At 60.4% G+C, this 24,375-nt stretch carries 17 protein-coding genes; 10 read left to right on the forward strand and 7 right to left on the reverse strand.

The genetic code is table 11. The features are described 5' to 3' along the window. Window positions 1–8 precede the first annotated feature (8 nt). Together EIY72_RS10650 and EIY72_RS10655 are read right to left on the reverse strand one after the other, a co-directional pair. Complete coding sequence (locus EIY72_RS10650) at window positions 9–1,616, reverse strand: carboxyl transferase domain-containing protein (protein WP_093223907.1); 1,608 nt, start codon at window positions 1,614–1,616, stop codon at window positions 9–11. A 12-nt stretch (window positions 1,617–1,628) separates the two neighbouring features. After that, window positions 1,629–2,792, reverse strand: a complete 1,164-nt coding sequence (locus EIY72_RS10655) for an isovaleryl-CoA dehydrogenase (protein ID WP_093223905.1) — start codon at window positions 2,790–2,792, stop codon at window positions 1,629–1,631. A gap of 202 nt (window positions 2,793–2,994) precedes the next feature. Between EIY72_RS10655 and EIY72_RS10660 the strand changes: the two genes are divergently transcribed. After that, window positions 2,995–4,689: an AMP-binding protein gene (locus tag EIY72_RS10660; RefSeq protein WP_093223902.1), complete on the forward strand. Its 1,695-nt coding sequence runs from the start codon at window positions 2,995–2,997 to the stop codon at window positions 4,687–4,689. 208 nt (window positions 4,690–4,897) lie between these two features. Next, window positions 4,898–5,734 carry a M15 family metallopeptidase gene (locus EIY72_RS10665; protein WP_093223900.1) on the forward strand — a complete coding sequence of 279 codons (837 nt, stop codon included), beginning with the start codon at window positions 4,898–4,900 and terminating at the stop codon, window positions 5,732–5,734. Between the two features lie 652 nt (window positions 5,735–6,386). Here EIY72_RS10665 and EIY72_RS10670 read toward each other — a convergent pair. The 3 genes from EIY72_RS10670 to EIY72_RS10680 form a co-directional block, all read right to left on the reverse strand. Beyond that, window positions 6,387–7,286 carry a hydroxymethylglutaryl-CoA lyase gene (locus tag EIY72_RS10670; RefSeq protein ID WP_093223898.1) on the reverse strand — a complete coding sequence of 300 codons (900 nt, stop codon included), beginning with the start codon at window positions 7,284–7,286 and terminating at the stop codon, window positions 6,387–6,389. Between the two features lie 101 nt (window positions 7,287–7,387). Beyond that, window positions 7,388–7,789: a MerR family transcriptional regulator gene (locus EIY72_RS10675; RefSeq protein WP_093223896.1), complete on the reverse strand. Its 402-nt coding sequence runs from the start codon at window positions 7,787–7,789 to the stop codon at window positions 7,388–7,390. A 133-nt stretch (window positions 7,790–7,922) separates the two neighbouring features. Further along, window positions 7,923–8,852, reverse strand: coding sequence for a LysR family transcriptional regulator (locus EIY72_RS10680; protein ID WP_093223894.1), 930 nt, complete (start codon window positions 8,850–8,852; stop codon window positions 7,923–7,925). 165 nt (window positions 8,853–9,017) lie between these two features. On the opposite strand from EIY72_RS10680, the gene EIY72_RS10685 reads away from it, so the two are divergent. Next, window positions 9,018–10,247, forward strand: a complete 1,230-nt coding sequence (locus tag EIY72_RS10685; RefSeq protein WP_093223892.1) for an acyl-CoA dehydrogenase — start codon at window positions 9,018–9,020, stop codon at window positions 10,245–10,247. Window positions 10,248–10,402: 155 nt separating this feature from the next. On the opposite strand, the gene EIY72_RS10690 is transcribed toward EIY72_RS10685, so the two are convergent. Then, window positions 10,403–11,743: a substrate-binding domain-containing protein gene (locus tag EIY72_RS10690; RefSeq protein WP_093223889.1), complete on the reverse strand. Its 1,341-nt coding sequence runs from the start codon at window positions 11,741–11,743 to the stop codon at window positions 10,403–10,405. Between the two features lie 132 nt (window positions 11,744–11,875). After that, window positions 11,876–12,688 (reverse strand): exodeoxyribonuclease III, encoded by an 813-nt coding sequence (xthA, locus tag EIY72_RS10695; RefSeq protein WP_093223887.1) that lies wholly within the window; start codon window positions 12,686–12,688, stop codon window positions 11,876–11,878. Window positions 12,689–12,948: 260 nt separating this feature from the next. On the opposite strand from xthA, the gene EIY72_RS10700 reads away from it, so the two are divergent. The 7 genes from EIY72_RS10700 to EIY72_RS10735 all read left to right on the forward strand — a co-directional run bounded on the left by EIY72_RS10700 (window position 12,949) and on the right by EIY72_RS10735 (window position 24,259). Beyond that, window positions 12,949–13,599, forward strand: coding sequence for a GNAT family N-acetyltransferase (locus EIY72_RS10700; protein WP_093223882.1), 651 nt, complete (start codon window positions 12,949–12,951; stop codon window positions 13,597–13,599). A gap of 65 nt (window positions 13,600–13,664) precedes the next feature. Then, window positions 13,665–15,392, forward strand: a complete 1,728-nt coding sequence (locus EIY72_RS10705) for an autotransporter assembly complex protein TamA (protein WP_093223879.1) — start codon at window positions 13,665–13,667, stop codon at window positions 15,390–15,392. Beyond that, the gene (locus EIY72_RS10710) at window positions 15,389–19,063 is read left to right on the forward strand and encodes a translocation/assembly module TamB domain-containing protein (RefSeq protein WP_093223876.1); all 3,675 of its coding nucleotides are present in this window, start codon (window positions 15,389–15,391) and stop codon (window positions 19,061–19,063) included. The genes EIY72_RS10705 and EIY72_RS10710 overlap by 4 nt, the downstream gene beginning before the upstream one ends. A gap of 275 nt (window positions 19,064–19,338) precedes the next feature. Next, the gene (locus EIY72_RS10715) at window positions 19,339–19,812 is read left to right on the forward strand and encodes a MarR family winged helix-turn-helix transcriptional regulator (protein ID WP_093223873.1); all 474 of its coding nucleotides are present in this window, start codon (window positions 19,339–19,341) and stop codon (window positions 19,810–19,812) included. After that, complete coding sequence (locus EIY72_RS10720; RefSeq protein WP_093223870.1) at window positions 19,809–21,278, forward strand: efflux transporter outer membrane subunit; 1,470 nt, start codon at window positions 19,809–19,811, stop codon at window positions 21,276–21,278. Before EIY72_RS10715 ends, EIY72_RS10720 begins: the two co-directional genes overlap by 4 nt. 15 nt (window positions 21,279–21,293) lie before the next feature. Further along, a complete protein-coding gene (locus EIY72_RS10725) occupies window positions 21,294–22,496 on the forward strand; it encodes an HlyD/EmrA/EmrK family protein (RefSeq protein ID WP_093223867.1) in 1,203 nt (400 codons plus the stop codon). Window positions 22,497–22,726: 230 nt separating this feature from the next. Continuing rightward, on the forward strand, window positions 22,727–24,259 hold the full coding sequence (locus tag EIY72_RS10735; protein WP_093223864.1) for a DHA2 family efflux MFS transporter permease subunit: 1,533 nt from the start codon (window positions 22,727–22,729) through the stop codon (window positions 24,257–24,259). Window positions 24,260–24,375: the final 116 nt, after the last annotated feature.

Raw genomic sequence — 24,375 nt, forward strand, 5'->3', positions numbered from 1 at the left:
TCTCCCGATCACATCCGGAACACGCCGAAGCGGCTCGGTTCGATTGGCGCGTTCAACGACGCCGACAAGGCCAGGGCCAGCACATCGCGGGTCTGCGCCGGGTCGATGACACCGTCGTCCCACAGGCGTGCGCTGGAATAGTAGGGGTGACCCTGTTCTTCATATTGGTTGAGGATCGGTTGCTTGATCTCGGCTTCCTGCTCGGCGCTGAAACCCTGGCCGCCGCGTTCGGCCTGCTCGCGCTTGACCTGCACCAACACACCGGCTGCCTGCTCGGCACCCATCACGCCGATACGCGCGTTTGGCCACATCCACAGGAAGCGCGGATCGTAGGCGCGACCGCACATGCCGTAGTTACCGGCACCGAAGCTGCCACCGATGATCACCGTGAATTTCGGCACCTTCGCGCAGGCCACCGCCGTAACCAGTTTCGCGCCGTGCTTGGCGATGCCGCCGGCCTCGTATTTCTGGCCGACCATGAAGCCGGTGATGTTCTGCAGGAACAGCAGCGGGATGCCGCGCTGGCAAGCCAGTTCGATAAAGTGCGCGCCTTTCTGCGCGGCTTCGGCGAACAGGATGCCGTTGTTGGCGAGGATGGCGATCGGGTAACCGTGCAGGTGAGCGAAGCCGCACACCAGGGTGGTGCCGAACAGCGCCTTGAATTCATCGAACACCGAGCCATCGACCAGCCGTGCGATCACCTCGCGGACATCGAATGGCTGCTTGGCGTCGGCCGAGACCACGCCATACAACTCATCGCTGCTGTACAGCGGTGCAATCGGCGTGCGCTGCTGCACCTCGCCCAGCTTGCGCCAGTTGAGGTTGGCGATGCTGCGGCGGGCGAGGGCAAGGGCGTGTTCGTCGCTTTCGGCGTAATGGTCGGCGACCCCGGAGATCTTGCAGTGTACATCGGCCCCGCCGAGGTCTTCGGCGCTGACCACTTCACCCGTCGCGGCCTTCACCAGCGGTGGGCCGGCGAGGAAAATCGTCGCCTGATTGCGCACCATGATCGCTTCGTCGGCCATGGCCGGCACATAGGCGCCGCCGGCCGTGCACGAGCCCATGACCACGGCGATCTGTGGGATGCCCATGGCGCTCATGTTGGCCTGGTTGAAGAAGATCCGGCCGAAGTGTTCGCGGTCCGGGAACACCTCATCCTGGCGTGGCAGGTTGGCACCACCGGAGTCCACCAGATAGATGCACGGCAAACGGTTCTGCTGGGCGATGGTCTGGGCGCGCAGGTGTTTTTTCACGGTCAACGGGTAATACGAACCACCTTTTACCGTGGCATCGTTGGCGACGATCATGCATTCGACGCCCTCCACCCGGCCGATCCCGGCAATCACGCCCGCGGCCGGCACGTCTTCGCCATACACCGAGTATGCCGCCAGCTGGCTGATCTCCAGAAACGGCGAGCCCGGATCAAGCAGGCGGTTGATGCGCTCGCGGGGCAGCAGCTTGCCTCGCGAGGTGTGACGTTCCTGCGCTTTCGGCCCGCCACCCTGTGCCACCTGGGCGAGCAGGGTGTGCAGGGCGTCGACCTGTTTGAGCATCGCCGCGCTGTTGGCGGCGAACTCCGCTGAACGTGGGTTGAGCTGGGTGTGCAGGGTAGCCATGGGCAGCTCCGTTTAGCGGGTTTCGTTGAACAGTTCGCGACCGATCAGCATGCGACGGATCTCACTGGTGCCCGCGCCGATTTCGTACAGCTTGGCGTCGCGCAGCAGGCGGCCGGCGGGGAATTCATTGATGTAACCGTTGCCGCCGAGAATCTGAATGGCGTCGAGGGCCATTTGCGTGGCGCGTTCGGCGGTGTAGAGGATGACCCCGGCGGCGTCCTTGCGCGTGGTTTCGCCACGCTCGCAAGCCTGGGCCACGGCGTACAGGTAGGCACGGCTGGCATTGAGCTGGGTGTACATGTCGGCGACCTTGCCCTGGATCAGCTGGAACTCGCCGATGCTCTGGCCGAACTGCTTGCGGTCGTGGATGTACGGCACGATCAGGTCCATGCACGCCTGCATGATGCCGGTCGGGCCGCCGGACAGGACGACGCGCTCGTAGTCGAGGCCGCTCATCAGCACTTTCACGCCACCGTTGAGCACGCCGAGAATGTTTTCTTCGGGAACTTCGACGTCATCGAAAAACAGCTCGCAAGTGTTCGAGCCGCGCATGCCGAGCTTGTCGAACTTGTTGCTGCGGCTGAAGCCTTTCCAGTCGCGCTCGACGATGAAGGCGGTGATGCCGTGCGGGCCCTTTTCCAGGTCGGTCTTGGCGTAGATCACGTAGGTATTGGCGTCCGGACCGTTGGTGATCCAGGTCTTGCTGCCGTTGAGCACGTATTTGTCGCCGCGTTTATCGGCGCGCAGTTTCATCGAAACCACATCCGAACCGGCGTTCGGCTCACTCATGGCCAAGGCACCGATGTGCTCGCCGCTGATCAGCTTCGGCAGGTATTTGCTTTTCTGTTCGTGGTTGCCATTGCGGTTGATCTGGTTGACGCACAGGTTGGAGTGCGCGCCGTAGGACAGGGCCACAGACGCCGAACCACGGCTGATTTCTTCCATCGCGACCACGTGCGCCAGGTAACCCAGGCCGGCGCCACCGTACTCTTCCGGCACGGTGATGCCCAGCAGGCCCATGTCGCCGAACTTGCGCCACAGGTCAGCGGGGAACAGGTTGTCGCTGTCGATCTGAGCAGCGCGCGGGGCGATCTCCTTGGCGACGAAGGACTGGACCTGATCGCGCAGCATGTCGATGGTTTCACCGAGGGCAAAGTTCAGGGATGGGTAGCTCATGGGTCACCTTTTGGCTTTTTTGTAGGGTGGGGAGGGCAGTGATTCAGCTCTCACCTTTACGTTAACGTAAACCTGTGACGAATGGCTGTCAATCGCCCTTTACGTTAACGTCAACTTGAGCGAGAGTAGGGGCAGTTCAAGATAGAACGCGTACCCAACTTTGGGAGCGTCAGCCCGTTAAATAAAGACAATAGGGGTCGTCATGGATCAACCCAGTGCAAGCCCGCAGCGCAGTTACACCCGTGGTTCACAGGACAAGGCCTTGTTGGCGATGACCATCGGTCAGGCGTTCGACTACACCGCCGCGCAGGATCCCGACGCAGAGGCGCTGGTGGTGCGCCATCAGCAGTTGCGTTACACCTGGCGGCAACTGGCGGAGGCGGCCAACCTGCATGCCCGGGCGTTGCTGGCGTTGGGGCTGCAGGCCGGGGACCGTCTCGGCATCTGGGCGCCGAACTGCGCCCAGTGGTGCATCACCCAGATCGCCACGGCGAAAATCGGCGTGATTCTGGTCAATATCAACCCGGCGTATCGCAGCTCCGAGCTCGAATACGTGGTGAAGCAATCCGGCTGCAAATGGCTGGTCTGCGCCGGGGCCTTCAAGACGTCCAACTATCACGCCATGCTCCAGGGCCTGGTGCCGGAATTGGCTGATCAATCCATCGGTCAGCTGCGTAGTGAGCGCCTGCCGGACCTGCGCGGTGTCGTCAGCCTGGACCCACAGCCTCCTTCGGGTTTCCTGCCCTGGTCACAGCTGGCCGATCTGGCCGGCAGTGTGGCTGTCGAGCAATTGCACGAGCGTCAGGACAGCCTGCATTTCGATCAGCCGGTGAATATCCAGTACACCTCCGGCACCACTGGTTTCCCGAAAGGGGCGACCCTCAGTCACTACAATATTCTCAACAACGGCTACATGGTCGGCGAGAGCCTCGGGCTGACGAAGGACGATCGCCTGGTGATTCCAGTGCCGCTGTATCATTGCTTCGGCATGGTCATGGGCAACCTGGGCTGCATCACTCACGGCAGCACCATGATTTATCCGAACGATGCGTTCGATCCGCTGCTGACCCTCAATACCGTTGCCGAGGAAAAAGCCACGGCGCTCTATGGCGTGCCCACAATGTTCATCGCCATGCTCGATCAGCCGCAACGCGCAGAGTTCGACCTGTCGACTTTGCGCACCGGGATCATGGCCGGGGCCACGTGCCCTATCGAAGTGATGCGGCGGGTGATCAACGAAATGCACATGAGCGAAGTGCAGATTGCCTACGGCATGACTGAAACCAGCCCGGTGTCATTGCAGACAGGTCCCGCGGATGAACTTGAGCTGCGCGTTACCACGGTGGGGCGCACGCAACCGCAACTGGAAAGCAAGATCATCGACGAGGCGGGCAACCTGGTGCCCCGTGGCACCATCGGTGAGCTGTGCACCCGTGGTTACAGCGTGATGCTCGGTTACTGGAACAACCCGGAGGGCACGGCGGAAGCCATCGATCAGGCTGGCTGGATGCACACCGGTGACCTGGCGAGCATGAATGAGGAGGGCTATGTGTGCATCGCCGGGCGTAACAAGGACATGATCATCCGTGGTGGCGAGAACGTGTACCCGCGGGAGCTGGAAGAGTTCTTCTTTACCCACCCGGCCGTGGCGGATGTGCAGGTGATCGGCATTCCCTGTTCGCGTTACGGCGAAGAGATCGTTGCCTGGATCAAGTTCCACCCCGGCCACAGCGCTACCGAACAAGAGCTGCAAGCCTGGTGCAAGGAGCGCATCGCGCACTTCAAGACGCCGCGTTACTTCAAGTTCGTCGAGGAGTTTCCGATGACTGTAACCGGCAAGATCCAGAAATTCCGCATGCGCGAAATCAGTATCGAGGAGCTCAAAGTGAACCTGTAACTCCTGCCGAGTCTTTGACGGGCAAATAATGGTCGCAGGTATGTGCTGAAAATGCCGATCTCCGTGTCGGCATTTTTTTGTCCGCGTTTTCAAGGAGGTCGGGTCACGTAGCAACACAATTTACTCGAGAGACCCAAGTTGCCTCTGTTGTATGTTTTTCATGTCTCCAGCCCCGGAGGCATTAATCATTAAAGGAGCAACAATAGTCATGGACGAAAGAAAATCATTAGCGACCGGTATTGTCTGTGCGCTTCTGCTCATTGGTTTGAGCGAGCGGGCCCAGGCAGGTATTTTTCCCGTTATGCCCGAGCTGTGCGAGTTGATGAAAGCGACTAATGTCATCACTGACGAGAATCCGGTCGGCTGCGACAGATTGCGGGTGGTTTCCTTCGATTTCACCCATTTCGAAGGCCACACAGAGCAAGGTTCGGTGATGGTGCTGGATGCCTTTGCACCTTACGTACAAACCATTTTCGACGACCTTCACCGAGCGGCGTTTCCCTTGAGGAAGGCGCGAGGTCTCGAGCATTACTTGGGGGACGACAAAGCATCCATGGCCGACAACAATACGTCGGCTTTCAATGGGCGGCCGATTACCGGTGGAAGTAGTTGGTCCCTCCATGCCTACGGTGCGGCAATCGACCTGAATCCGATTCAAAACCCCTTCATTGACATCCAGGCCACGGGGCAGGCGATGATCGACCCGGTTGCCTCGGCACGTGCCTATGTCAACCGCATGCAGTTCCGAGCGGAAAAGCCGGAACGTTTCGGTCTTGCTGAACCTGTAGTCGATACCTTCGCTTTCAATGGTTTTATCCATTGGGGGGGATACTGGAACTACCCGGTTGATTTTCAGCACTTCGAAGTCGCACCTCGTAGCTTCCTCCAGCATCTGGCATCGGTTTCTGCCGAGCAGGCGGCAAAGGACTTCGACGGGTATGTTGCCTTCTTTCGTGGTTGTCTGAACGATGCCGAGGAGCAAGATTCGGGTGCTCGTCGGGCCCGTTGCGTAGGCGATACCCTGGAGGCGTATCGCCAGAGGTGATCGGTTCCATACTGGCTTTGCCAGTAGGTGCGCATGGGGAGTCGGATTGGCTTGTGGCATTTCCGAACACAGGAGGGAGCAAATCTGAACACCAGACAGCACAAAGGGGAGCCGAAGCTCCCCTTTAATTTGTCGTTGCGCGTGCTCTTTTTTTATTATTGAGGGTCGGTCTGTTGTTGTTTTTGGCAACCGTTGCCCTTTACCGCTGTTTTTTGGCGATCCCCATCCGGGATCAAGAGCAAACGTATTTTTTTGAGCGCTGATCTACTTTCTCGCCAAGCGATCCAACCAGTTCGGGAGCTACCTCAGGGTAGTTTTATTGTTCTCTGCCCGGTTGCGGGTCACTCCGAAAAGCACCCTGAAAAGCACACCTTCTCCAAAAAAATCTGTTAGCTGCGTCTCTGCCGTGTTGTTTTTGTTATGTCAGAGTCGTTACGTCTTGTTTTTATTAGGGTTGCCGCAATTTTTTTATTCTTGTTATGCCATAGAGATAGCAGGAGCCGTGCCAACTTTATAAAGCCCTTTAAAATCAACATGTTATGTTTTTGTAGGGTTTTCCGACTCAGGCAAAACCCTACAATTTGTTTCCGTGTTACTCGCTTATGCCCACGTTTCAGACACACCGGTAACACCCGGATACACGCCCGCACATTTATTGCGCGCTACGGGCCTTGGCGACACGGGAGCCGCTTGGGCGACCCAATACCGTGCTGATTTGTCTGCCGGCGAGAATCAAGGCGTCGAGGTCGATGCCGGTTTCGATGCCCAGGCCATTGAGCAGGTACACCACGTCTTCGGTGGCGACGTTACCGCTGGCACCCTTGGCATAAGGGCAGCCGCCGAGCCCGGCGATCGAGCTGTCGAACACCGCGATGCCTTCCAGCAGGCTGGCATAGATATTGGCCATCGCCTGGCCGTAGGTGTCGTGGAAATGCCCGGCGAGTTTTTCCCGAGGCACATCGGCTGAAACCACATCGAACATCTTGCGCGTGGCGCCGGCAGTGCCGGTACCGATGGTGTCGCCCAGGGACACCTCGTAGCAGCCCATGGCGTAGAGTTCGCGAGCGACCAGGGCGACCTGTTCCGGCGCGACGTTACCTTCGTAGGGGCAGCCCAATACACAGGACACGTAACCGCGCACGGTTACACCATGTTGTTTGGCGGCTTCCATGATCGGCACGAAACGCGCCAGGCTCTCGCTGATCGAGCAGTTGATGTTGCGCTGGGAAAAGGCTTCGGACGCCGCCGCGAACACGGCAACTTCCTTGACCCCCGCAGCAATGGCGTCTTCAAACCCGCGCAGGTTGGGGGCGAGGGCACCATAGACCACGTCCGGCTTGCGCTGGATCTGTGCGAAGACTTCGGCGGAACCGGCCATCTGCGGCACCCACTTGGGCGAAACAAAACTGCCGACTTCGATATAGCCAAGCCCCGCGGCGGTCAGTGCGTCGACCAGCTGCACCTTGTCGGTGACGCTGATGGGCTGGGCTTCATTTTGCAGGCCGTCACGAGGGCCGACTTCGACAAGGCGTACGTAAGTTGGAAGGGACATGGGTTTGACCTGTTGTAATCGTCTGAATGAATTGAGAACCCCTGTGATCGTCGGATCGCCGCCCGGAGACAAGCTCGCTCTCACAGGGGGCTTGTGTCGGCTTATTGAACCGATTGCTGATTCTTGAGCGTCTGCTCCAGCGCCTGCACGCAACGCTCTTCGGCCGTATCGAGTTCGAGCTTCATCTGTTCGATATCCAGCAATTGCTGCTCGAGCTGTTCCCGGCGCTCGCTGATTTTTGCCAGCATGCTGTGCAGTTGCTTGGTGTTACCGCTCGACGGGTCGTAGAGCTCGATCAGTTCACGGCATTCGGCCAGCGAGAAACCGATACGCTTGCCACGCAGGATCAGCTTCAAACTGACTTTGTCTCGCGGCGAATAAATGCGTTCCTGGCCACGGCGCTCGGGGCTGAGCAGGCCTTGTTCTTCATAGAAGCGAATGGCGCGGGTGGTGATGTCGAGCTCGCGGGCGAGGTCGGAGATGCTGTAGGTCTGGCTGCTCATGGGCACGCTCGAATGAGGTTATGACCTTAAACTAATGGCAGGTTGACGTTTACGTCAAGGGGCAGGTTTTTTCAGTGTCTGGGCTAACCCCATCGCGAGCTTGCTCGCGATGAAGGCTCTGCTGTGCTGCGTCTTATACTTTCTCGAGCTTTTTCTCCTGCGCCGTCACCTGTTGGCACAACTCGATCATCTGTTCGCGCATCCAGCGGTTCGCCGGGTCCTGGTCGGTGCTTTCGTGCCAGTACAAGTGCGTCTCCACCGGTGGCACATCGTTGACCGGCAGGTAAAAGGCATGCAGGTCGTTACGCCGGGCGAAGCGCTCCGGCACGGTCATGACCATGTCGGTCTGCTGCAAGACTTGCGATGCCATCAGATAGTGCTGGGAGCGCAGGGCGATCTTGCGCTGGATGCCCATCTTGCCCAGCGCCAGGTCGACATAACCCAGGCCACTGCGGCGACTGGAAATATGGATGTGGGTCAGGCCCAAATAATCATCCAGCGAGAGTTTCTCCTTGCCCGCCAGCGGATGACCCTTGCGCATGGCGCAGACATAGCGGTCCTCCATCAGCTTGACGTGGCGCACTTGCGGATCGGTGTTGAGCGGTGCATCAACGGCGAAGTCGAGGCGTCCGGCCGCCAGTTCCTTGGTGGTTTCCCGGCGTTTGGACAGGAAGCTTTCGATGATCACGGTCGGCGCCAGGCGACGCAAGCGCTGGAACAGCGGTGGCAGGATCACCGCCTCGGTGAGGTCGGTCATGCTGATACGGTAGGTCTTGACCGCTTGCTGCGGATTGAAAATGCGACTTTCCTGTACCGACACACGCAGCAGCGAGAGCGCGTTACGCACCGGGCCGATGATGTTCTGGGCCATGGGTGTGGGCACCATGCCCTGGGCGGTGCGCACGAACAGCGGGTCGTTGAACGTCTCGCGCAGCCGGGCCAGTGCGTTGGAAACGGCCGGCTGGGTGATGCCGACAATCTGCCCGGCGCGGGTCAGGTTCGCTTCGGTATAGATCGCGTCGAAGACGATGAAAAGGTTGAGATCGACCTTGCTCAGATTCATTACGCGGCTCTCTTATTGTGTGTGCGGGCTGACCGTGAGGATCAGCCGATCATATATCGGTGATGAATGTTAATACACGCCGAGAATAGGCTAGGTAAATTATCAACGCTGTTCTAGCATCGATTGCATGATCTAAACAACCTCCCCCAAGAAGGTATCTTGCTCATGGATTTCGCTTATTCGCCCAAGGTTCAGGAACTGCGTGAGCGCGTTACCGCGTTCATGGACACCTACGTCTATCCCGCAGAAGCCGTGTTCGAGCGTCAGGTTGCCGAAGGTGACCGCTGGCAGCCGACCGCGATCATGGAAGAACTCAAACTCAAGGCCAAGGCTGAAGGCCTGTGGAATTTGTTTCTGCCTGAGTCCGAGCTCGGTGCCGGTCTGACCAACCTCGAGTACGCGCCACTGGCGGAAATCATGGGCCGTTCGTTGCTGGGGCCAGAGCCGTTCAACTGCTCGGCACCGGACACCGGCAATATGGAAGTGCTGGTGCGCTACGCCAACGAAGAGCAGAAGCAGCGCTGGCTTGAACCGCTGCTGCGTGGCGAGATCCGCTCGGCATTCGCCATGACCGAACCGGATGTTGCGTCTTCAGACGCCACCAACATGGCCGCCCGTGCCGTGCGTGATGGAGACGAGTGGGTCATCAACGGCAAGAAATGGTGGACCTCCGGCGCTTGCGACCCGCGCTGCAAGATCCTGATCTTCATGGGCCTGAGCAATCCCGATGCACCGCGTCATGCACAGCACTCGATGATCCTGGTGCCGGTGGATACCCCCGGGGTGAAAATCCTGCGTCCGTTGCCGGTGTTCGGCTACGACGATGCGCCCCACGGTCACGCCGAAGTGCTGTTTGAAAACGTCCGGGTGCCGTACGAAAACGTACTGCTGGGTGAGGGACGGGGCTTCGAAATCGCTCAGGGGCGCCTTGGCCCTGGCCGCATCCACCACTGCATGCGTTCGATCGGCATGGCGGAGCGGGCGCTGGAACTGATGTGCAAGCGTTCGGTGAGTCGCACCGCTTTCGGCAAGCCGCTGGCGCGCCTGGGTGGCAACGTCGACAAGATCGCCGACTCGCGGATGGAAATCGACATGGCCCGCCTGCTGACCCTGAAAGCGGCGTACATGATGGACACCGTCGGCAACAAGGTGGCCAGAAGCGAGATCGCGCAGATCAAGGTGGTTGCACCGAACGTGGCCTTGCGTGTGATCGATCGGGCGATCCAGATCCATGGCGGGGCAGGGGTGTCCAACGATTTCCCGCTGGCCTACATGTACGCAATGCAGCGCACCCTGCGCCTGGCCGACGGCCCGGATGAAGTGCACCGCGCGGCGATCGGCAAGTTCGAGATTGGCAAGTACGTGCCGAAGGAAATGATGCGTAGCGGGCACTAATACTTCTGTGGTGAGGGAGCTTGCTCCCGCTGGGTCGCGAAGCGGCCCCAAATCCGATGACCCGGTCGTATCAGATGCGCCGGGTTGTCTGATTTGCGGCTGCTGCGCAGCCGAACGGGAGCAAGCTCCCTCGCCACATTGGTCAATGTTTCAACTCAATACACCCAAACCTCAACCCGCCGGTTCCTGATCCTGCCTTCATCTTCGTTATTGGTTGCCACCGGCATCTGCGCGCCAAACCCGCGAATATCGCGAAACACCACGCCGCTTTTCACCAACTCCCGCCGCACCGCCATGGCTCGCAGCTTCGACAGCAGATCGGCCCGCGCCGGGTCGCTCTTGGCATCGCCAAAACCCACCAGGGTCACCTGGCCCTGGGTTTTCTGGTTCTGCTTTATATAGTCGAGCACCCGGGCAAGGTCCTGCCGGGCCTTGTTGTCCAGGGTGGCGCTGCCTTCTTCAAAACGAAAATTCACTGACAGGCGTTGCGCGTGGCGACTCAGGGACTGGTAGCCCTCGGGCATCAACGCATTGGGCGTCACCGCCATCGCCTGGACGGTCTGCGCAATGAAGCCATTGGCAGCAACGATGGCCTGGCCTTTGGCACTTTGGGCGAACACTGCCAGCGCATTGGCCCACGGGTTTTTTCCGGTCGGGGGCAAGTAGAAGAACAGCCGGCGCGATAACGGATAGTCTTCCGTGGCGATCAGATTGTTGAGCGGTAGCATCGCCTGGGATTGTCCATCGACAATCGCCACGGCTTTGGCCTGACGCACGTAGGGCAGGCCGATAAAGCCGATAGCCTGCGGGTCTGCGCTCACGGAGTCGGACAGTTGCTCGCTGGATTCGAAGCGCTGCGCAGCATTGCCGAGTTTTTTCCCATGGCTGGCGAGGACCAGTTCCTTGAAGGTGTCGTAGGTACCCGACTGATCATCGCGCGCATATAGATGAATCGCTCCGCCTTTGCCGCCGACCTCTTCCCAGGTTTTGATTTCGCCACTGAAAATGCGCGCCAGTTGCTCGGTGTCGAGTAGGTGCAGGGGATTGTCCGGATGAACAATGATCGCCAGGCCATCGATGGCAATGACCTGTTCGGCGCTGGGACTTTTCAGATCACCCAGGGATTTGAGACTGGCCAGTTCGCTGTCCTTGATCGGTCGCGATGAAGCGGCGAGGTCGGCATTGGCGTTTTTCAGGGCAGCAAAACCCGTGCTGGAACCGTGTGCTGCCACTTCCACGATAACCTGTTTGCCTTGATCGTTTTCACCGACGAGGCGCAACTCGTTGGTCGTGTCCGTTGCTTCGCGGTGAATGTTGCGCAGGCCTTGTTCCTGCAGCAGGCCCTCGACCAGTGCCGGGCCCAATGCTGCACCGATGGTGTTGGAGCCCTGGATGCGCAACGCCGGGCCTTGATCCGGGACCGGCAAGCCGGCAGCGAAAGCCGCCTGCGGCAAGACAAGGCACAGCATCATCAGGAACAATACGCGCAGCGTCATGCCGGCACCTTTCAAAGCCAAAGGGAGTGCCGGGAGAATAAGTCAGTAAGGTTTCTGAAAAATGACAGTCGGTGTAATGGCTGGGTCAATGTAGGAGCGAGCAGGCTCGCTCCTACAGGGGAACGGGAAAAATCAGCTCAATTCAAGCCAGATCGGCGCATGATCCGAGGGTTTTTCCATCCCGCGCAGCTCGTAGTCGACACCGGCGGCCTTTACCCGCGGCAACAAGCCATGGGAGGCCATGATCAGGTCGATACGCAGGCCACGCTTGGGTTCGTCTTCGAAGCCGCGGCTGCGATAGTCGAACCAGCTGAACATGTCGGTCACGTCCGGGTTGAGGTGGCGGTAACTGTCCACCAGACCCCAGTTTTTCAGGCGGGCCATCCACTCGCGCTCTTCGGGCAGGAAGCTGCACTTGCCGGTTTTCAGCCAGCGCTTCATGTTGTCCGGGCCGATACCGATGTCGCAATCTTCCGGCGAAATGTTCACGTCACCCATCACTATCAGCGGCTGATCGTTTTTGAACCGGCTTTCCAGCAGTTGTTGCAGGTCGCTGTAGAAACGCTCCTTGGCCGGGAACTTGGTCGGGTGATCGCGGCTTTCGCCCTGGGGGAAATAGCCGTTCATGATGGTTATCGGTACACCATTGGCGTCGGCGAACGTGCCCCAGATGAAGCGGCGTTGCGCGTCTTCTTCATCAGTGGCGAAACCTTTATGCAGCTCCAGTGGCTCCTGACGGGAAAGCAGGGCGACGCCGTAATGGCCTTTTTGCCCGTGGAAATACACGTGGTAGCCCAGTGCCTGAACTTCGGCGAGCGGGAATTGCTCGTCGTGGACTTTGGTTTCCTGCAAGCCGATCACGTCAGGCTGGTGCTTTTCGATCAGCGCCGCCAGCTGATGGGGACGAGCGCGCAGCCCGTTGATGTTGAAGGAGACGATCTTCATGGTCGGCAGTCCTGGCAAAAGGGCGATGCTAGCTGACATGGGCAGAAGGGGCCAGTGTGGGGACGACGTTTCGATGCGGTCTGTCAGGTTAACAGTCACTGGGTGGGCCTCATCGCGAGCAACTCGCTCCCACTGCCTGCTCGCGAAGGCGATTTCATTGCCTACACTGATGGCTGATCTGTAAGGAACTGTGTCAGCGCCTCTGGGTTCGTAACAACAAGAGCGCAGCCGTTCGAGTTGCGCCGGGGAGATCAACCGTCATGCCTGAAACCTCCACCGCCATTGCCGATATCCACATGCTCGACGGCGGCTACGCCCGAGAAGCGCGCTCGCTGCTGTATCAGGCGTATCGACACGAACCCACATTCGGTTACCTGTTCGAGGCCGAGCGCCCGGGTTATGAGCAACGGGTGCGTGCCACGGTACGTGAACTGGTGAACCAGCATTTTCTCCAGGACCTGCCCGCCATCGGCCTGTTGGTCAACGACCGGCTCATCGGCATTGCCTTGATTGCACCGCCGCAACGTCGCCTGGGCGTCACGGAAAGCTGGGCCTGGCGCTTGCGCATGGTGCTCAGCACCGGTTTTCGCTGCACCCGGCGCTACCTTGAATATCACGCCGACGTCGAAGCCTGTGTGCCGAACGACTCCGTGCACATGTTGCCGTTGCTGGGCGTTCATCCACAGTTTCAAGGCAAGCATTTTGGGGAGCAACTGCTACAGGCTGTGCACAACTGGTGTGCTGTGGACGAGCACTCCCAGGGGGTGATCCTCGACACTGGCAATCCTCGTTATCTGGCGTTCTATAAGCGCCAGGGTTATGAAGAAATCGGCGAAGTTGCTGTAGGACCTGTCCGCGAACATGTATTTTTCCACCCCAACCCACAGGTCTTACAGACGGCAACGGCTTAGCTCACGAACTTTCGGGACAGATCGGGTTCTATGACCCTCCCAAGCTCGTGTTAGCATCCGCGCCTATGAAGTTTCCAGGAAGAATTACCAGTGGCGTGTTCATGCTGTTCATCAGCTGCACGGCACTGGCGCAAAGTGAATTGGATGTGCGGATCAAACCGTCCAACGATGAACTGAAGGCCAATATAGAAGGCTATATCGGCAGCCTCGGCGATCGTGACGAAGCAGCCTTGCAGCGCTTCAGTCGGGGTGCCGAGGAGCAGGCGCGCAAGGCCGCCCAGGCCTTGGGTTATTACCAGCCGCACATTGCCAGCGAAGTGAAAGCTGGCAAGGAACCACGCCTGGTGTTGACCATCGACCCCGGCGAGCCCGTGCACCTGCGCAATGTCACGATACGCGTCGAGGGGCCGGCAGCGTCCCTCAAGTCCTTCCGCATTCCTAAAAGCGACGCACTGAAAACCGGTGCGGTGCTCAACCACGGCCGCTACGAAGACGCCAAGCGGCTGATCCAGAATCAGGCCTCGCGCTTCGGCTTTTTCAGCGGCCGCTTCACCCGTTCGCAGTTGGCGGTCGACCCTCGGGCCGGTGTGGCCGATATCGAATTGATCTACGACAGTGGCCCGCGCTACAACATGGGCGCGGTCAAGTTCGAGGGTGATACGCCGTTCGATGAAGACCTGCTGCAACGCATGGTGCCGTTCAAGGCCGGCACGCCCTATGACTCTGAATTGATCGCAGAGCTGAATCAGAATCTGCAAGCGAGCGGCTATTTCGACAGCGTGCGGGTGGACGCGGCTCCTACGGCGTCCAGCCAAGAGGTGATTCCCGTGGACGTCAAGCTGGAGACCCGCAAGCCTCGCACCATGGGCCTGGGCCTGGGTTACTCGACTGACGTCGGCCCGCGGGCCAAGGCCAACTGGACCCGACACTGGGTCAATGCCCAGGGCCACAGTTATGGCTGGGAGACCGAAATCTCGGCGCCGCGACAAAACGTCGGGCTGTTCTATGACATCCCCCTGGACCCGCCGCTGACCGACAAGCTGCGGTTCGCCGGTGGCTACCAGAACGAAGAAATTGCCGACAAGGACAGCCTCAGCAAACTGCTGACCCTCGGCCCCGAGTGGCACAGCAAGTTGCCCAGCGGTTGGCAGCGCGTGGTGTCGTTGAAGTGGCAGCGCGAGGAATATCGGCTCGGTGACGACTCGGGCTTAAGTAACCTGCTGATGCCCGGCGTGAGCTATTCGTACCTGAAAAGCGACAACCGCATTGACCCGCACAATGGTTATCGCCTGCAATTCGAAACCAAAGTCGCCAAGGAAGGGCTGGGTTCTGACAACAACCTGGTGTACGGCACGGCGCTGGTCAAGGGCCTGACCACGGTGTTCGACAACCATCGCTTCCTCGGTCGGGTGCAGCTCGGCGGCAGCGCCACCAATGGTTATAAATCGGTGCCGCCGTCTCTGCGCTTCTTCGCCGGTGGTGATCAGAGCGTGCGCGGTTACGACTATCAGAGCCTGTCCCCGGAAAACAACCAGGGCGACCGCATCGGCGGCCGCTACATGGTCACCGCCAGCGCGGAGTATCAATATTCCATCGCCGAAAAATGGCGGGTCGCAACCTTCGTCGACCAGGGCAATTCCTTTAATACACTCGAACTGCCGAACCTCAAGACCGGGGTCGGTATCGGCGTGCGCTGGATCTCGCCGGTGGGCCCGATTCGCCTCGACCTGGCCCATGCGCTGGACGACGATGGCGGCATTCGACTGCACTTTTCCATGGGGCCTGAGCTGTGAAGCGTGGTTTGAAAATAACGCTGCTGGCGATTCTGGCGCTGTTGCTGCTGATCGTCCTGACCCTCGCCTCGGTCGTGGGAACCGCCGCCGGCAGCCGCTGGGCTCTGGGTTTTGTACCGGGTTTGACCCTGGAAAACTTTCAGGGCCGGCTGGCCGGGCAGTGGAGTGCCGACCACGTGCTGTGGCAGCAGGGCAGTAGTCGGGTTGAACTGACCAAGGTGATATTTGCCTGGTCGCCGCTGTGCCTGACGCGCATGACCCTGTGCCTGGAGCAGATACAAGCCGAGCAGATCAGCCTGCAGTTCCCGCCCGGGCCGGAGGAGGCCAGTAGCGGTCCCATCACGCTTCCTGATCTGAAGTTGCCTGTTGCCATCGAATTGGGGGATGTCAAAGTCGGTAGCCTGCTGTTCAACGGCAGCGAGCAACTCAAGGGCCTGCAACTGACAGCGCACTGGACCGACAAGGGCATGCAGATCGATTCGCTCGCCTTGCAGCGCGACGACCTGAGCCTGAACCTGACGGGCTCGCTGCAACCGGGTGGCAACTGGCCGCTGAAGGCCGAAGGTGCGTTGACCCTGCCGGCACCGGGCGAAGGGCCTTGGGCGTTGGCCTTGAAGGTCGACGGCGATTTGCTCAAGACCCTGAACCTGAAGGCTGACAGCAGCGGTTATCTCAACGGCCAATTGACCGGCGAGCTACAACCACTGGCGGATAATCTACCAGCGAAGGTAAAAATCACTGCCGATGGCTTCAAGGCCAGCGCCGATTTGCCGGACACCTTGCTGCTCAATCAGCTTGAGCTCACGGGGGCTGGCGACCTGAAAAACGGTTACGCGCTGCAAGGCATAGCCACGCTGCTGGCCGAGCAAGGCCCGGTAGCGCTCGCCCTGCAAGGCAGGGTCGACGCCAGCGGCGCGCAAATCGCCGGGTTGGACCTGACGGCCAACGACAAGCAGAGTCTCAAGCTCAGCGGTCAAGTGGACTGGAGCAAAGGCCTGAACGCCGAAGCGAAAATCGACTGGCTGGATTTCCCCTGGCATCGCCTCTATCCGCTGATTGATGAACCGCAAGTGGCTTTGCGCACGTTCACTGGCGAAGTCTCCTACACCGATGGCAAATACCTCGGCCACTTCGCTGCCGCCATGGACGGTCCTGCCGGGGCCTTTACCCTGGCCAGTCCATTTGCCGGTGACCTGACGAAAATCTACCTGCAACAAATTCAGCTCCAGGCCGGGCAGGGCAAGGCCGAGGGTTATCTGAACCTGCAATTTGCCGATGGCATCGCCTGGGACACCTCACTGGATCTGTCGGCGATCAACCCGGCGTACTGGGTCGCGGAGTTGCCGGGTACCCTGGCCGGGCCGTTGCGCAGCAAGGGCGAGATGAAAAATGAAGCGTTGAGCCTGACGGCCGACCTGGACCTCAAGGGCAAGCTGCGCGGCCAGCCTGCTGTCATCCAGGCCAAGGCCGATGGCGGCGGTGAGCAATGGAACCTCAATGCGCTGCAAGTGCGCCTGGGCGACAACAGCATCAATGGCAAGGGCAGCCTGCATCAGAAGCTGGTCGGACAGATCGATATCAAGCTGCCAAGGCTGGCCCAGCTCTGGCCGCAACTGCGTGGCCAGGTCAATGGTCGTGTGGATGTCGCCGGTACGCTCAAGGCGCCGCAAGGCAAACTCGATCTGCAAGGCTCGCAGTTGGTCTACGAAGATAATCGCCTGCAAAGCCTCAATCTCGACGCCACCCTCGATAGCGCACAACGGGCGAAAATCGACCTCAAGGGCAGCGGCATTCAGGCCGGTGACACCTCACTGGGGACCTTGACCGCCAGTGGTCAGGGCGACATCAAAAACCAGAAACTGACGCTCGATCTGCAAGGACCGAAGCTTAAGCTCGCCCTCGGACTCGATGGTGTACTCGACAAGGGCAATTGGCGCGGGCGCCTGGCCAGTGGCGACATCCAGGCGGGTGGTCAGGACTGGAAGCTGCAAGGCCCGGCCAAGCTTGAGCGCCTGGCCGACGGCAAGGTCAATTTCGGCGCCCATTGCTGGGCGTCCGGCCAGGCCAGCCTGTGTGGCGAAGACTCGCGGTTGATGCCCGAGCCGAAGTTGCGTTATCACCTCAAGCAATTCCCGATCGACAGCCTTGCCCAATGGCTGCCGAAGGATTTCGCCTGGCAGGGGCGGCTCAATGCCGACCTGCAACTGGATCTGCCGGCCAGTGGCCCGAACGGTCAGATCAGTCTCGATGCAAACGGTGGCACCTTGCGCGTCAAGGAAAAGGACCAGTGGCTGGATTTCCCTTACCAGACCCTGATCCTCACCAGCAAACTCACGCCAAAGCGCATCGATACCTCGCTCAACTTCGTCGGCGGCAAGCTCGGCGAGTTGATGGTGCAGACGCAGATCAATCCATTGCCCAAGAGCAAGCCGGTCTCCGGTTCGTTCCGCCTGAGCGGCCTGGATCTGTCGGTCGCGCGGCCGTTTGTGCCGATGGTCGAGAAACTGACCGGGCGTTTGAATGGCAGCGGGACGATTTCCGGCGGTCTGCTGGCGCCGCAGGTCAATGGCAGCGTGCAACTCAGTGACGGCCAGGTGTCCGGGCCGGAGCTGCCGATGGAGGTGCAAAACCTGCACCTGCAGGCGCTGATCGCCGGTGAAAGTGTGCAGCTGAACGGTGGCTGGAACAGTGGCAAGGCCGGGCAGGGCAGCTTGAACGGCAATGTCGCCTGGGGCCAGGCGTTGATGGTGGACCTGGCGCTGAAGGGCTCGCAATTGCCTGTCACCGTTGAGCCTTATGCCAAGCTGGAAGTCGCGCCTGATCTGAAAATCTCGATGAGTGGCGATGAGTTGTCCATCGCCGGCAAAGTGCTGGTGCCCAAGGGCGAGATCACCATTCGCGAGTTGCCGCCGTCGACCGTCAAGGTCTCCGACGACACGGTGATCATCGGCCGGCAAACCGAACAGGGCAAAACCCCGCTGGCGATGAAAATGGACATCGAGGTGGTGGTCGGTGAAGACAAGCTGGCCTTCTCCGGCTTCGGCCTGACCGCCAATGTGCAAGGGCATGTGCACATCGGCGACAACATGGACACCCGTGGCGAACTGTGGCTCAACGACGGTCGTTATCGCGCCTACGGGCAGAGGCTATCGGTGCGCCGCGCGCGTTTGCTGTTTGCCGGCCCCATCGACCAGCCCTATCTGGATATCGAAGCGATTCGCCAGACCGACGACATCATCGCCGGCATTCGCCTGAGCGGCAGTGCCGAGCAGCCAACCACGCAGATCTTTTCGGAACCGGCGATGAGCCAGGAGCAGGCCTTGTCCTATCTGGTGCTGGGACGACCGCTGAGCAGCAATGGCGAGGACAACAACATGCTCGCCCAGGCCGCACTCGGGTTGGGCCTGATGGGCAGTTCCGGGATCACCGGTGGCCTGGCCAAGGACCTGGGCATCCAGGACTTCCAGCTCGATACCCAGGGCAGTGGCAACACCACCAGCGTGGTGGCCAGCGGCAATATTTCCGAGAAACTCAGCCTGCGTTATGGCGTCGGCGTGTTCGAACCGGCCAACACCATCGCCTTGCGCTACAAACTGAGCAAAAAGGTCTACCTCGAAGCCGCCGGCGGCATCGCCAGTTCGCTGGACATCTTCTACAAGCGGGATTTCTAACGCCAGCCCCCCTGTGGCGAGGGAGCTTGCTCCCGTTGGGCCGCGAAGCGGCCCCAAATCCTGATACTTCTTCTCTCCTGATACATCACGCGTTGAAAACCGGCGGCTGCGGCGCAGCCGAACGGGAGCGAGCTCCCTCGCCACAGGGGTGGGGGAAATCCCGACACCATTGGTCAATTATTTGCTAAGCATCCTAACTATTACGTTGACATTCGCTGCCTAGGCAGTAACATCTCGTCATACATTCACTGCCTAGGCAGCTAATTGGTGGCCAGATGAAACATTTCTCCCCCGACGATTTCCACAATTGCCATCTCGGCCTGCTGCTCGGACGTGCTGCGCTGCTCAAGGACCGGATCATCGACACCCACATGGAACCCCACGGCATCACCGCCGCGCAGTTCAAGGTGTTGATCATCATGGCCCAGTACGGCGTCGACTCGCCGGGTGAGCTGTGCCGCCATCTGTCCCTGGACAGCGGCTCGATGACGCGCATGCTCGATCGTCTGGAACAGAAAGGTTTTCTCGCCCGTCAACGCTCCGAGGCCGACCGCCGACAGGTGCAGCTTGTCCTCACGGAGGAAGGGCAAACCCTCGCCGACCTGTTACCGCACATCGGTGCCGAAGCCATGAATGAACTGGCCGGCGCCATCACCCCAGATGAGTTGAAAACCCTGGAAGTGATCCTGAAAAAAATTTTGCTGGCAGCCGGTGACCCGATCACCCTGCTGCGGGTAGGTGATAAATGAGCAACAAACCCTTGCGTACCGGCGTGAGCCTGGTGCTGCTGGCCATGACCCTGGCCGGTTGCGCCAGCTACAGCGGCCTGAAAACCGAAGGTGTCAGCACCGATGCGAAGACCCTCAAGAGCGGTCAATCGCTCAGCGGCGTCACTCTCTCGCCAGCGGCGTGGCCGAAATGCGACTGGTGGAAAAGCCTCGGCGACCCACAACTCGACAGCCTGATCCACGAAGCTTTGCGTGACAGTCCAGACATGCAGGTCGCTGCCGCCCGTGCCCATCAGGCCAGCGCCGCCGTCTATGCAGCCGATGCCGCGCGGATGCCGACCCTGGATGCCAGCGCCGGTGTCAGCCGTTCACGCCTGGCCCGGGATCAGGACCCGTTGGGGCAGGGCGGCGCCTATGACACCGTGCGCAACATCAGCGCCAGTTTCAATTACAACTTCGACCTCTGGGGCGGCCAGCGCGATGCCTGGGAAGCCGCACTCGGCCAGGCTCGCGCCGCCGAAGTCGACCAGCAGGCCGCGCGCCTGACCCTGGCTGCCGACGTTGCCCGTGCCTACAGCGACCTGGGCCAGGCACACATCGTCTACGACCTGTCCAGCGAAGACCTCAAACGCACCCGGCAAATGCTCGACCTGAGCCAGCGCCGGCTGACCGCCGGGATCGACAGCCAGTACCAGTTCCAGCAGACCGAGAGCCTGGAGGCCACTTCCCAGGCCAATCTGATCGACGCCGAAAAGCGCCTGAACAGCGCCAAAATCACCTTGGCAGTGTTGCTTGGCAAAGGCCCGGATCGTGGCAGCGAAATCGCCCGGCCGAACATCCTGCAACCGAGCGCCGTGGCACTGCCGTCGGTCTTGCCCGCCGAACTGCTAGGTCGTCGCCCGGACCTGGTAGCCGCGCGCTGGCGAGTGGAGGCGGCGAGCAAAAGCATCGACGCCGGCAAAACCCAGTTCTATCCCAATTTGAACCTCAGCGCTGCCGCCGGTGCCGAATCCTTGTTGGGTGATGCAATGTTCGGTTCGGCCAGCCGCTTCTTCAACATTGCACCGACCATTTCCGTGCCGATCTTCGACGGTGGACGCCTGCGCGCCAACCTCGATGCCCGTGATGCCGACTACGACCTCGCGGTGGCGCAGTACAACAAAAGCCTGGTGAAGGCACTGGGGGATGTCAGTGACAGCATCAATCAGCTGCGCGATATCGGCCGGCAGATCGCTGCCCAGCAGCATGCCACCGACATCGCCCAGGATTCTTACAACACCGTGGTCCAGCGGTACGGTTCCGGCATCGGCAACTACCTGGACGTGCTCAGCATCGAGCAACAGCTGCTTCAGGCCCAGCGCCAACTGGCCAACCTGAATGCCGAGCAGATCGACCTGTCGATCCAACTGATGCAGGCACTGGGTGGCGGTTTCCAGCCTGAGGCCGTTGCCTCGGCCAATGCCAACCCAGCCACGCTGACCCATTAATTCAAGGTATTTGTCATGGCCACTGCCGACACCGCTCCGAACACCGAAAACACCCCGGCCAACCCGAACTCGGGCAAGCGCAAATTCATGCTGTTGATCCTTGCCGCCGCTGTCGTCCTGAGCGGCGCGGGCGTCTGGGCCTACCACGAGTTTTACGGGCGCTGGAATGAAAGCACCGACGACGCCTACGTCAACGGCAACGTGGTGGAAATCACGCCGCTGGTCACCGGCACCGTGGTGAGCATCGGCGCCGATGATGGCGATCTGGTGCATGAGGGTCAGGTCCTGGTGAACTTCGACCCGAACGATGCTGAAATCGGCCTGCAAAACGCCCAGGCGAATCTGGCCCGTACCGTGCGTCAGGTGCGCGGCCTCTACAGCGATGTCGATGGCATGAAGGCTCAGGTCAACTCGCAGAAGGCCGAAGTGCAGAAGGCCCAGGACAACTTCAATCGCCGCAAGAACCTCGCCGCCGGTGGCGCGATTTCCCAGGAGGAACTGTCCCACGCCCGCGATGACCTGACCTCGGCGCAAAACGCCCTGGCCAACGCCCAACAGAAACTCAAGACCAGCAGTGCGCTGGTCGATGACACCGTGGTGTCGTCGCATCCGGACGTCATGGCCGCCGCCGCACAGCTGCGTCAGGCCTACCTGAACAACTCGCGCAGCGTGCTGATTGCCCCGGTCACCGGTTACGTGGCCAAACGCTCGGTTCAACTGGGCCAGCGGGTGCAGCCGGGTACGGCGCTGATGGCGGTGATTCCACTGGATCAACTGTGGATCGACGCCAACTTCAAGGAAACCCAACTGCGTGACATGCGCATCGGCCAGCCGGTGGAAATCGAAACCGACCTCTACGGCAGCGACGTGAAATACAGCGGCACCATCGATAGCCTTGGCGCCGGCACTGGCAGCGCATTCGCCCTGTTGCCGGCGCAAAACGCCACCGGCAACTGGATCAAGATCGTCCAGCGCGTGCCGGTGCGGATTCACGTCAACGCCGAAGAGTTGGCCAAGCACCCGCTGCGGGTTGGCCTGTCGACCATGGTGGAGGTGAACCTGCGTGACCAGAGCGGACCGGTCCTGGCGCAGCAACCGCCGCAAAAGGCGTCGTTCAGCACCAACGTTTATGACCGTCAGTTGGCCGAGGCTGATGCGATGATCACGCAACTGATCCACGACAACAGTGCAGCGGTCAGCAAGACCGCGAATCGCTGATTCGTCCCTGTAGGAGCGGCATTTGTGGCGAGGGAGCTCGCTCCCGCTGGGTCGCGAAGCGGCCCCTGGCCCGGCAACCGGGGGTATCAGACTGGACAGGGTTGGCTGGTTTGCGACTGCTGCGCAGCCGGACGGGAGCAAGCTCCCTCGCCACACAGGGTCACTCGCCACACAGGTTCGCTCCCGCAGGGGGGGGGGATCTGTGATCATCTGGCTTCATAGGATTTTCGATGAGCAATAACGCGTCTTTCACGCCGCCCAGCCTGCTGCTCAGCACCATCGGTCTGTCGCTGGCGACTTTCATGCAGGTGCTCGACACCACCATTGCCAACGTGGCGCTGCCGACCATCTCCGGCAACCTCGGTGTGAGTTCGGAGCAGGGCACCTGGGTCATCACCTCGTTTGCCGTGAGCAACGCCATTGCCTTGCCGTTGACCGGCTGGCTCAGCCGTCGTTTCGGCGAAGTGAAGCTGTTTGTCTGGGCCACGCTGCTGTTCGTGCTGGCGTCGTTCCTCTGCGGTATTTCCACCTCCATGCCGGAGCTGGTGGGCTTCCGGGTTCTGCAAGGGGTGGTGGCCGGGCCGTTGTACCCGATGACCCAGACCTTGCTGATTGCCGTTTATCCACCGGCGAAACGCGGGCTGGCCCTGGCCTTGCTGGCGATGGTCACGGTGGTCGCGCCGATTGCCGGGCCGATTCTCGGCGGCTGGATCACCGACAGTTACAGCTGGCCGTGGATTTTCTTCATCAACGTGCCCATCGGCATCTTCGCGGCCTGGGTGGTCACTCAGCAGATGAAAAAACGCCCGGTGAGCACCAGTCGCCAGCCTATGGATTACATCGGCCTGATCGCCTTGATCATTGGCGTCGGCGCCTTGCAGATCGTGCTCGACAAGGGCAACGATGCCGACTGGTTCGAATCGAATTTCATCGTGATCGGTACGGTCATTTCGGTGATCGCCCTGGCGTTCTTCGTGATCTGGGAACTGACCGATGAACACCCGGTGGTCAACCTGCGGCTGTTTGCCCATCGCAACTTCCGCTACGGCACCATCGTGCTGATCCTGGGCTACGCCGGGTTCTTCGGGATCAACCTGATCCTGCCGCAGTGGCTGCAAACGCGATTGGGATATACCGCAACCTGGGCCGGTTTTGCCGTGGCGCCGCTGGGGATTCTGCCGGTACTGATGGCACCGTTTGTCGGCAAGTACGCACCGAAATTCGACATGCGCGTGCTGGCGGGGGGCGCGTTCCTGGCCATTGGCCTGAGCTGCTTCATGCGCGCCGGCTTCACCAACGAGGTCGACTTCCAGCACATCGCCATGGTCCAACTGTTCATGGGCATAGGCGTGGCGCTGTTCTTCATGCCGACCCTGACCATCCTCCTGTCGGACCTGCCGCCAAGCCAGATCGCCGACGGTTCCGGGCTGGCGACTTTCTTGCGGACCTTGGGCGGCAGCTTCGCAGCCTCGCTGACCACCTGGATCTGGATTCGCCGGGCCGACCAGCACCACGCCTACCTGACCGAAAGCATCACGCCCTTCGATCCGGCCACCCGCGAGGCGTTGAGCCAACTGGGTGGGGCAGGGGCCAAGGCCTATACGCAGCTGGAACAGACGGTGGTCAGCCAGGCGTACATCCTGTCCACGGTGGATTACTTCACCTTGCTGGGCTGGATGTTCATGGGGTTGATACTGATTGTGTGGCTGGCCAAGCCGCCGTTTACCGCCAAGGCCGGGCCTGCGGCATCCGCGGGGCATTGATACAGCTTTTTTGTGGCGAGGGAGCTTGCTCCCGTTGGGCTGCGCAGCAGCCCCAAATCCGGCGATCGAGTCCGACGGGCAGAATCTATAGACAGGTTTGCGACGGCTGTGCCGCC

It is taken from the genome of Pseudomonas vancouverensis (assembly GCF_004348895.1).
Classification (GTDB): Bacteria; Pseudomonadota; Gammaproteobacteria; order Pseudomonadales; family Pseudomonadaceae; genus Aquipseudomonas; species Aquipseudomonas vancouverensis.

Bases quoted from the DNA above. Each gene is read 5' to 3' on its own strand.
- EIY72_RS10660 (WP_093223902.1), top strand. From the start codon at position 2,995: ATGGATCAACCCAGTGCAAGCCCGCAGCGCAGTTACACCCGTGGTTCA.
- EIY72_RS10655 (WP_093223905.1), bottom strand. From the start codon at position 2,792: ATGAGCTACCCATCCCTGAACTTTGCCCTCGGTGAAACCATCGACATG.
- EIY72_RS10720 (WP_093223870.1), top strand. From the start codon at position 19,809: ATGAGCAACAAACCCTTGCGTACCGGCGTGAGCCTGGTGCTGCTGGCC.
- EIY72_RS10700 (WP_093223882.1), top strand. From the start codon at position 12,949: ATGCCTGAAACCTCCACCGCCATTGCCGATATCCACATGCTCGACGGC.
- EIY72_RS10690 (WP_093223889.1), bottom strand. From the start codon at position 11,743: ATGACGCTGCGCGTATTGTTCCTGATGATGCTGTGCCTTGTCTTGCCG.
- EIY72_RS10665 (WP_093223900.1), top strand. From the start codon at position 4,898: ATGGACGAAAGAAAATCATTAGCGACCGGTATTGTCTGTGCGCTTCTG.
- EIY72_RS10670 (WP_093223898.1), bottom strand. From the start codon at position 7,286: ATGTCCCTTCCAACTTACGTACGCCTTGTCGAAGTCGGCCCTCGTGAC.
- EIY72_RS10735 (WP_093223864.1), top strand. From the start codon at position 22,727: ATGAGCAATAACGCGTCTTTCACGCCGCCCAGCCTGCTGCTCAGCACC.
- xthA (WP_093223887.1), bottom strand. From the start codon at position 12,688: ATGAAGATCGTCTCCTTCAACATCAACGGGCTGCGCGCTCGTCCCCAT.
- EIY72_RS10675 (WP_093223896.1), bottom strand. From the start codon at position 7,789: ATGAGCAGCCAGACCTACAGCATCTCCGACCTCGCCCGCGAGCTCGAC.
- EIY72_RS10650 (WP_093223907.1), bottom strand. From the start codon at position 1,616: ATGGCTACCCTGCACACCCAGCTCAACCCACGTTCAGCGGAGTTCGCC.
- EIY72_RS10705 (WP_093223879.1), top strand. From the start codon at position 13,665: ATGAAGTTTCCAGGAAGAATTACCAGTGGCGTGTTCATGCTGTTCATC.
- EIY72_RS10725 (WP_093223867.1), top strand. From the start codon at position 21,294: ATGGCCACTGCCGACACCGCTCCGAACACCGAAAACACCCCGGCCAAC.
- EIY72_RS10715 (WP_093223873.1), top strand. From the start codon at position 19,339: ATGAAACATTTCTCCCCCGACGATTTCCACAATTGCCATCTCGGCCTG.
- EIY72_RS10680 (WP_093223894.1), bottom strand. From the start codon at position 8,852: ATGAATCTGAGCAAGGTCGATCTCAACCTTTTCATCGTCTTCGACGCG.
- EIY72_RS10685 (WP_093223892.1), top strand. From the start codon at position 9,018: ATGGATTTCGCTTATTCGCCCAAGGTTCAGGAACTGCGTGAGCGCGTT.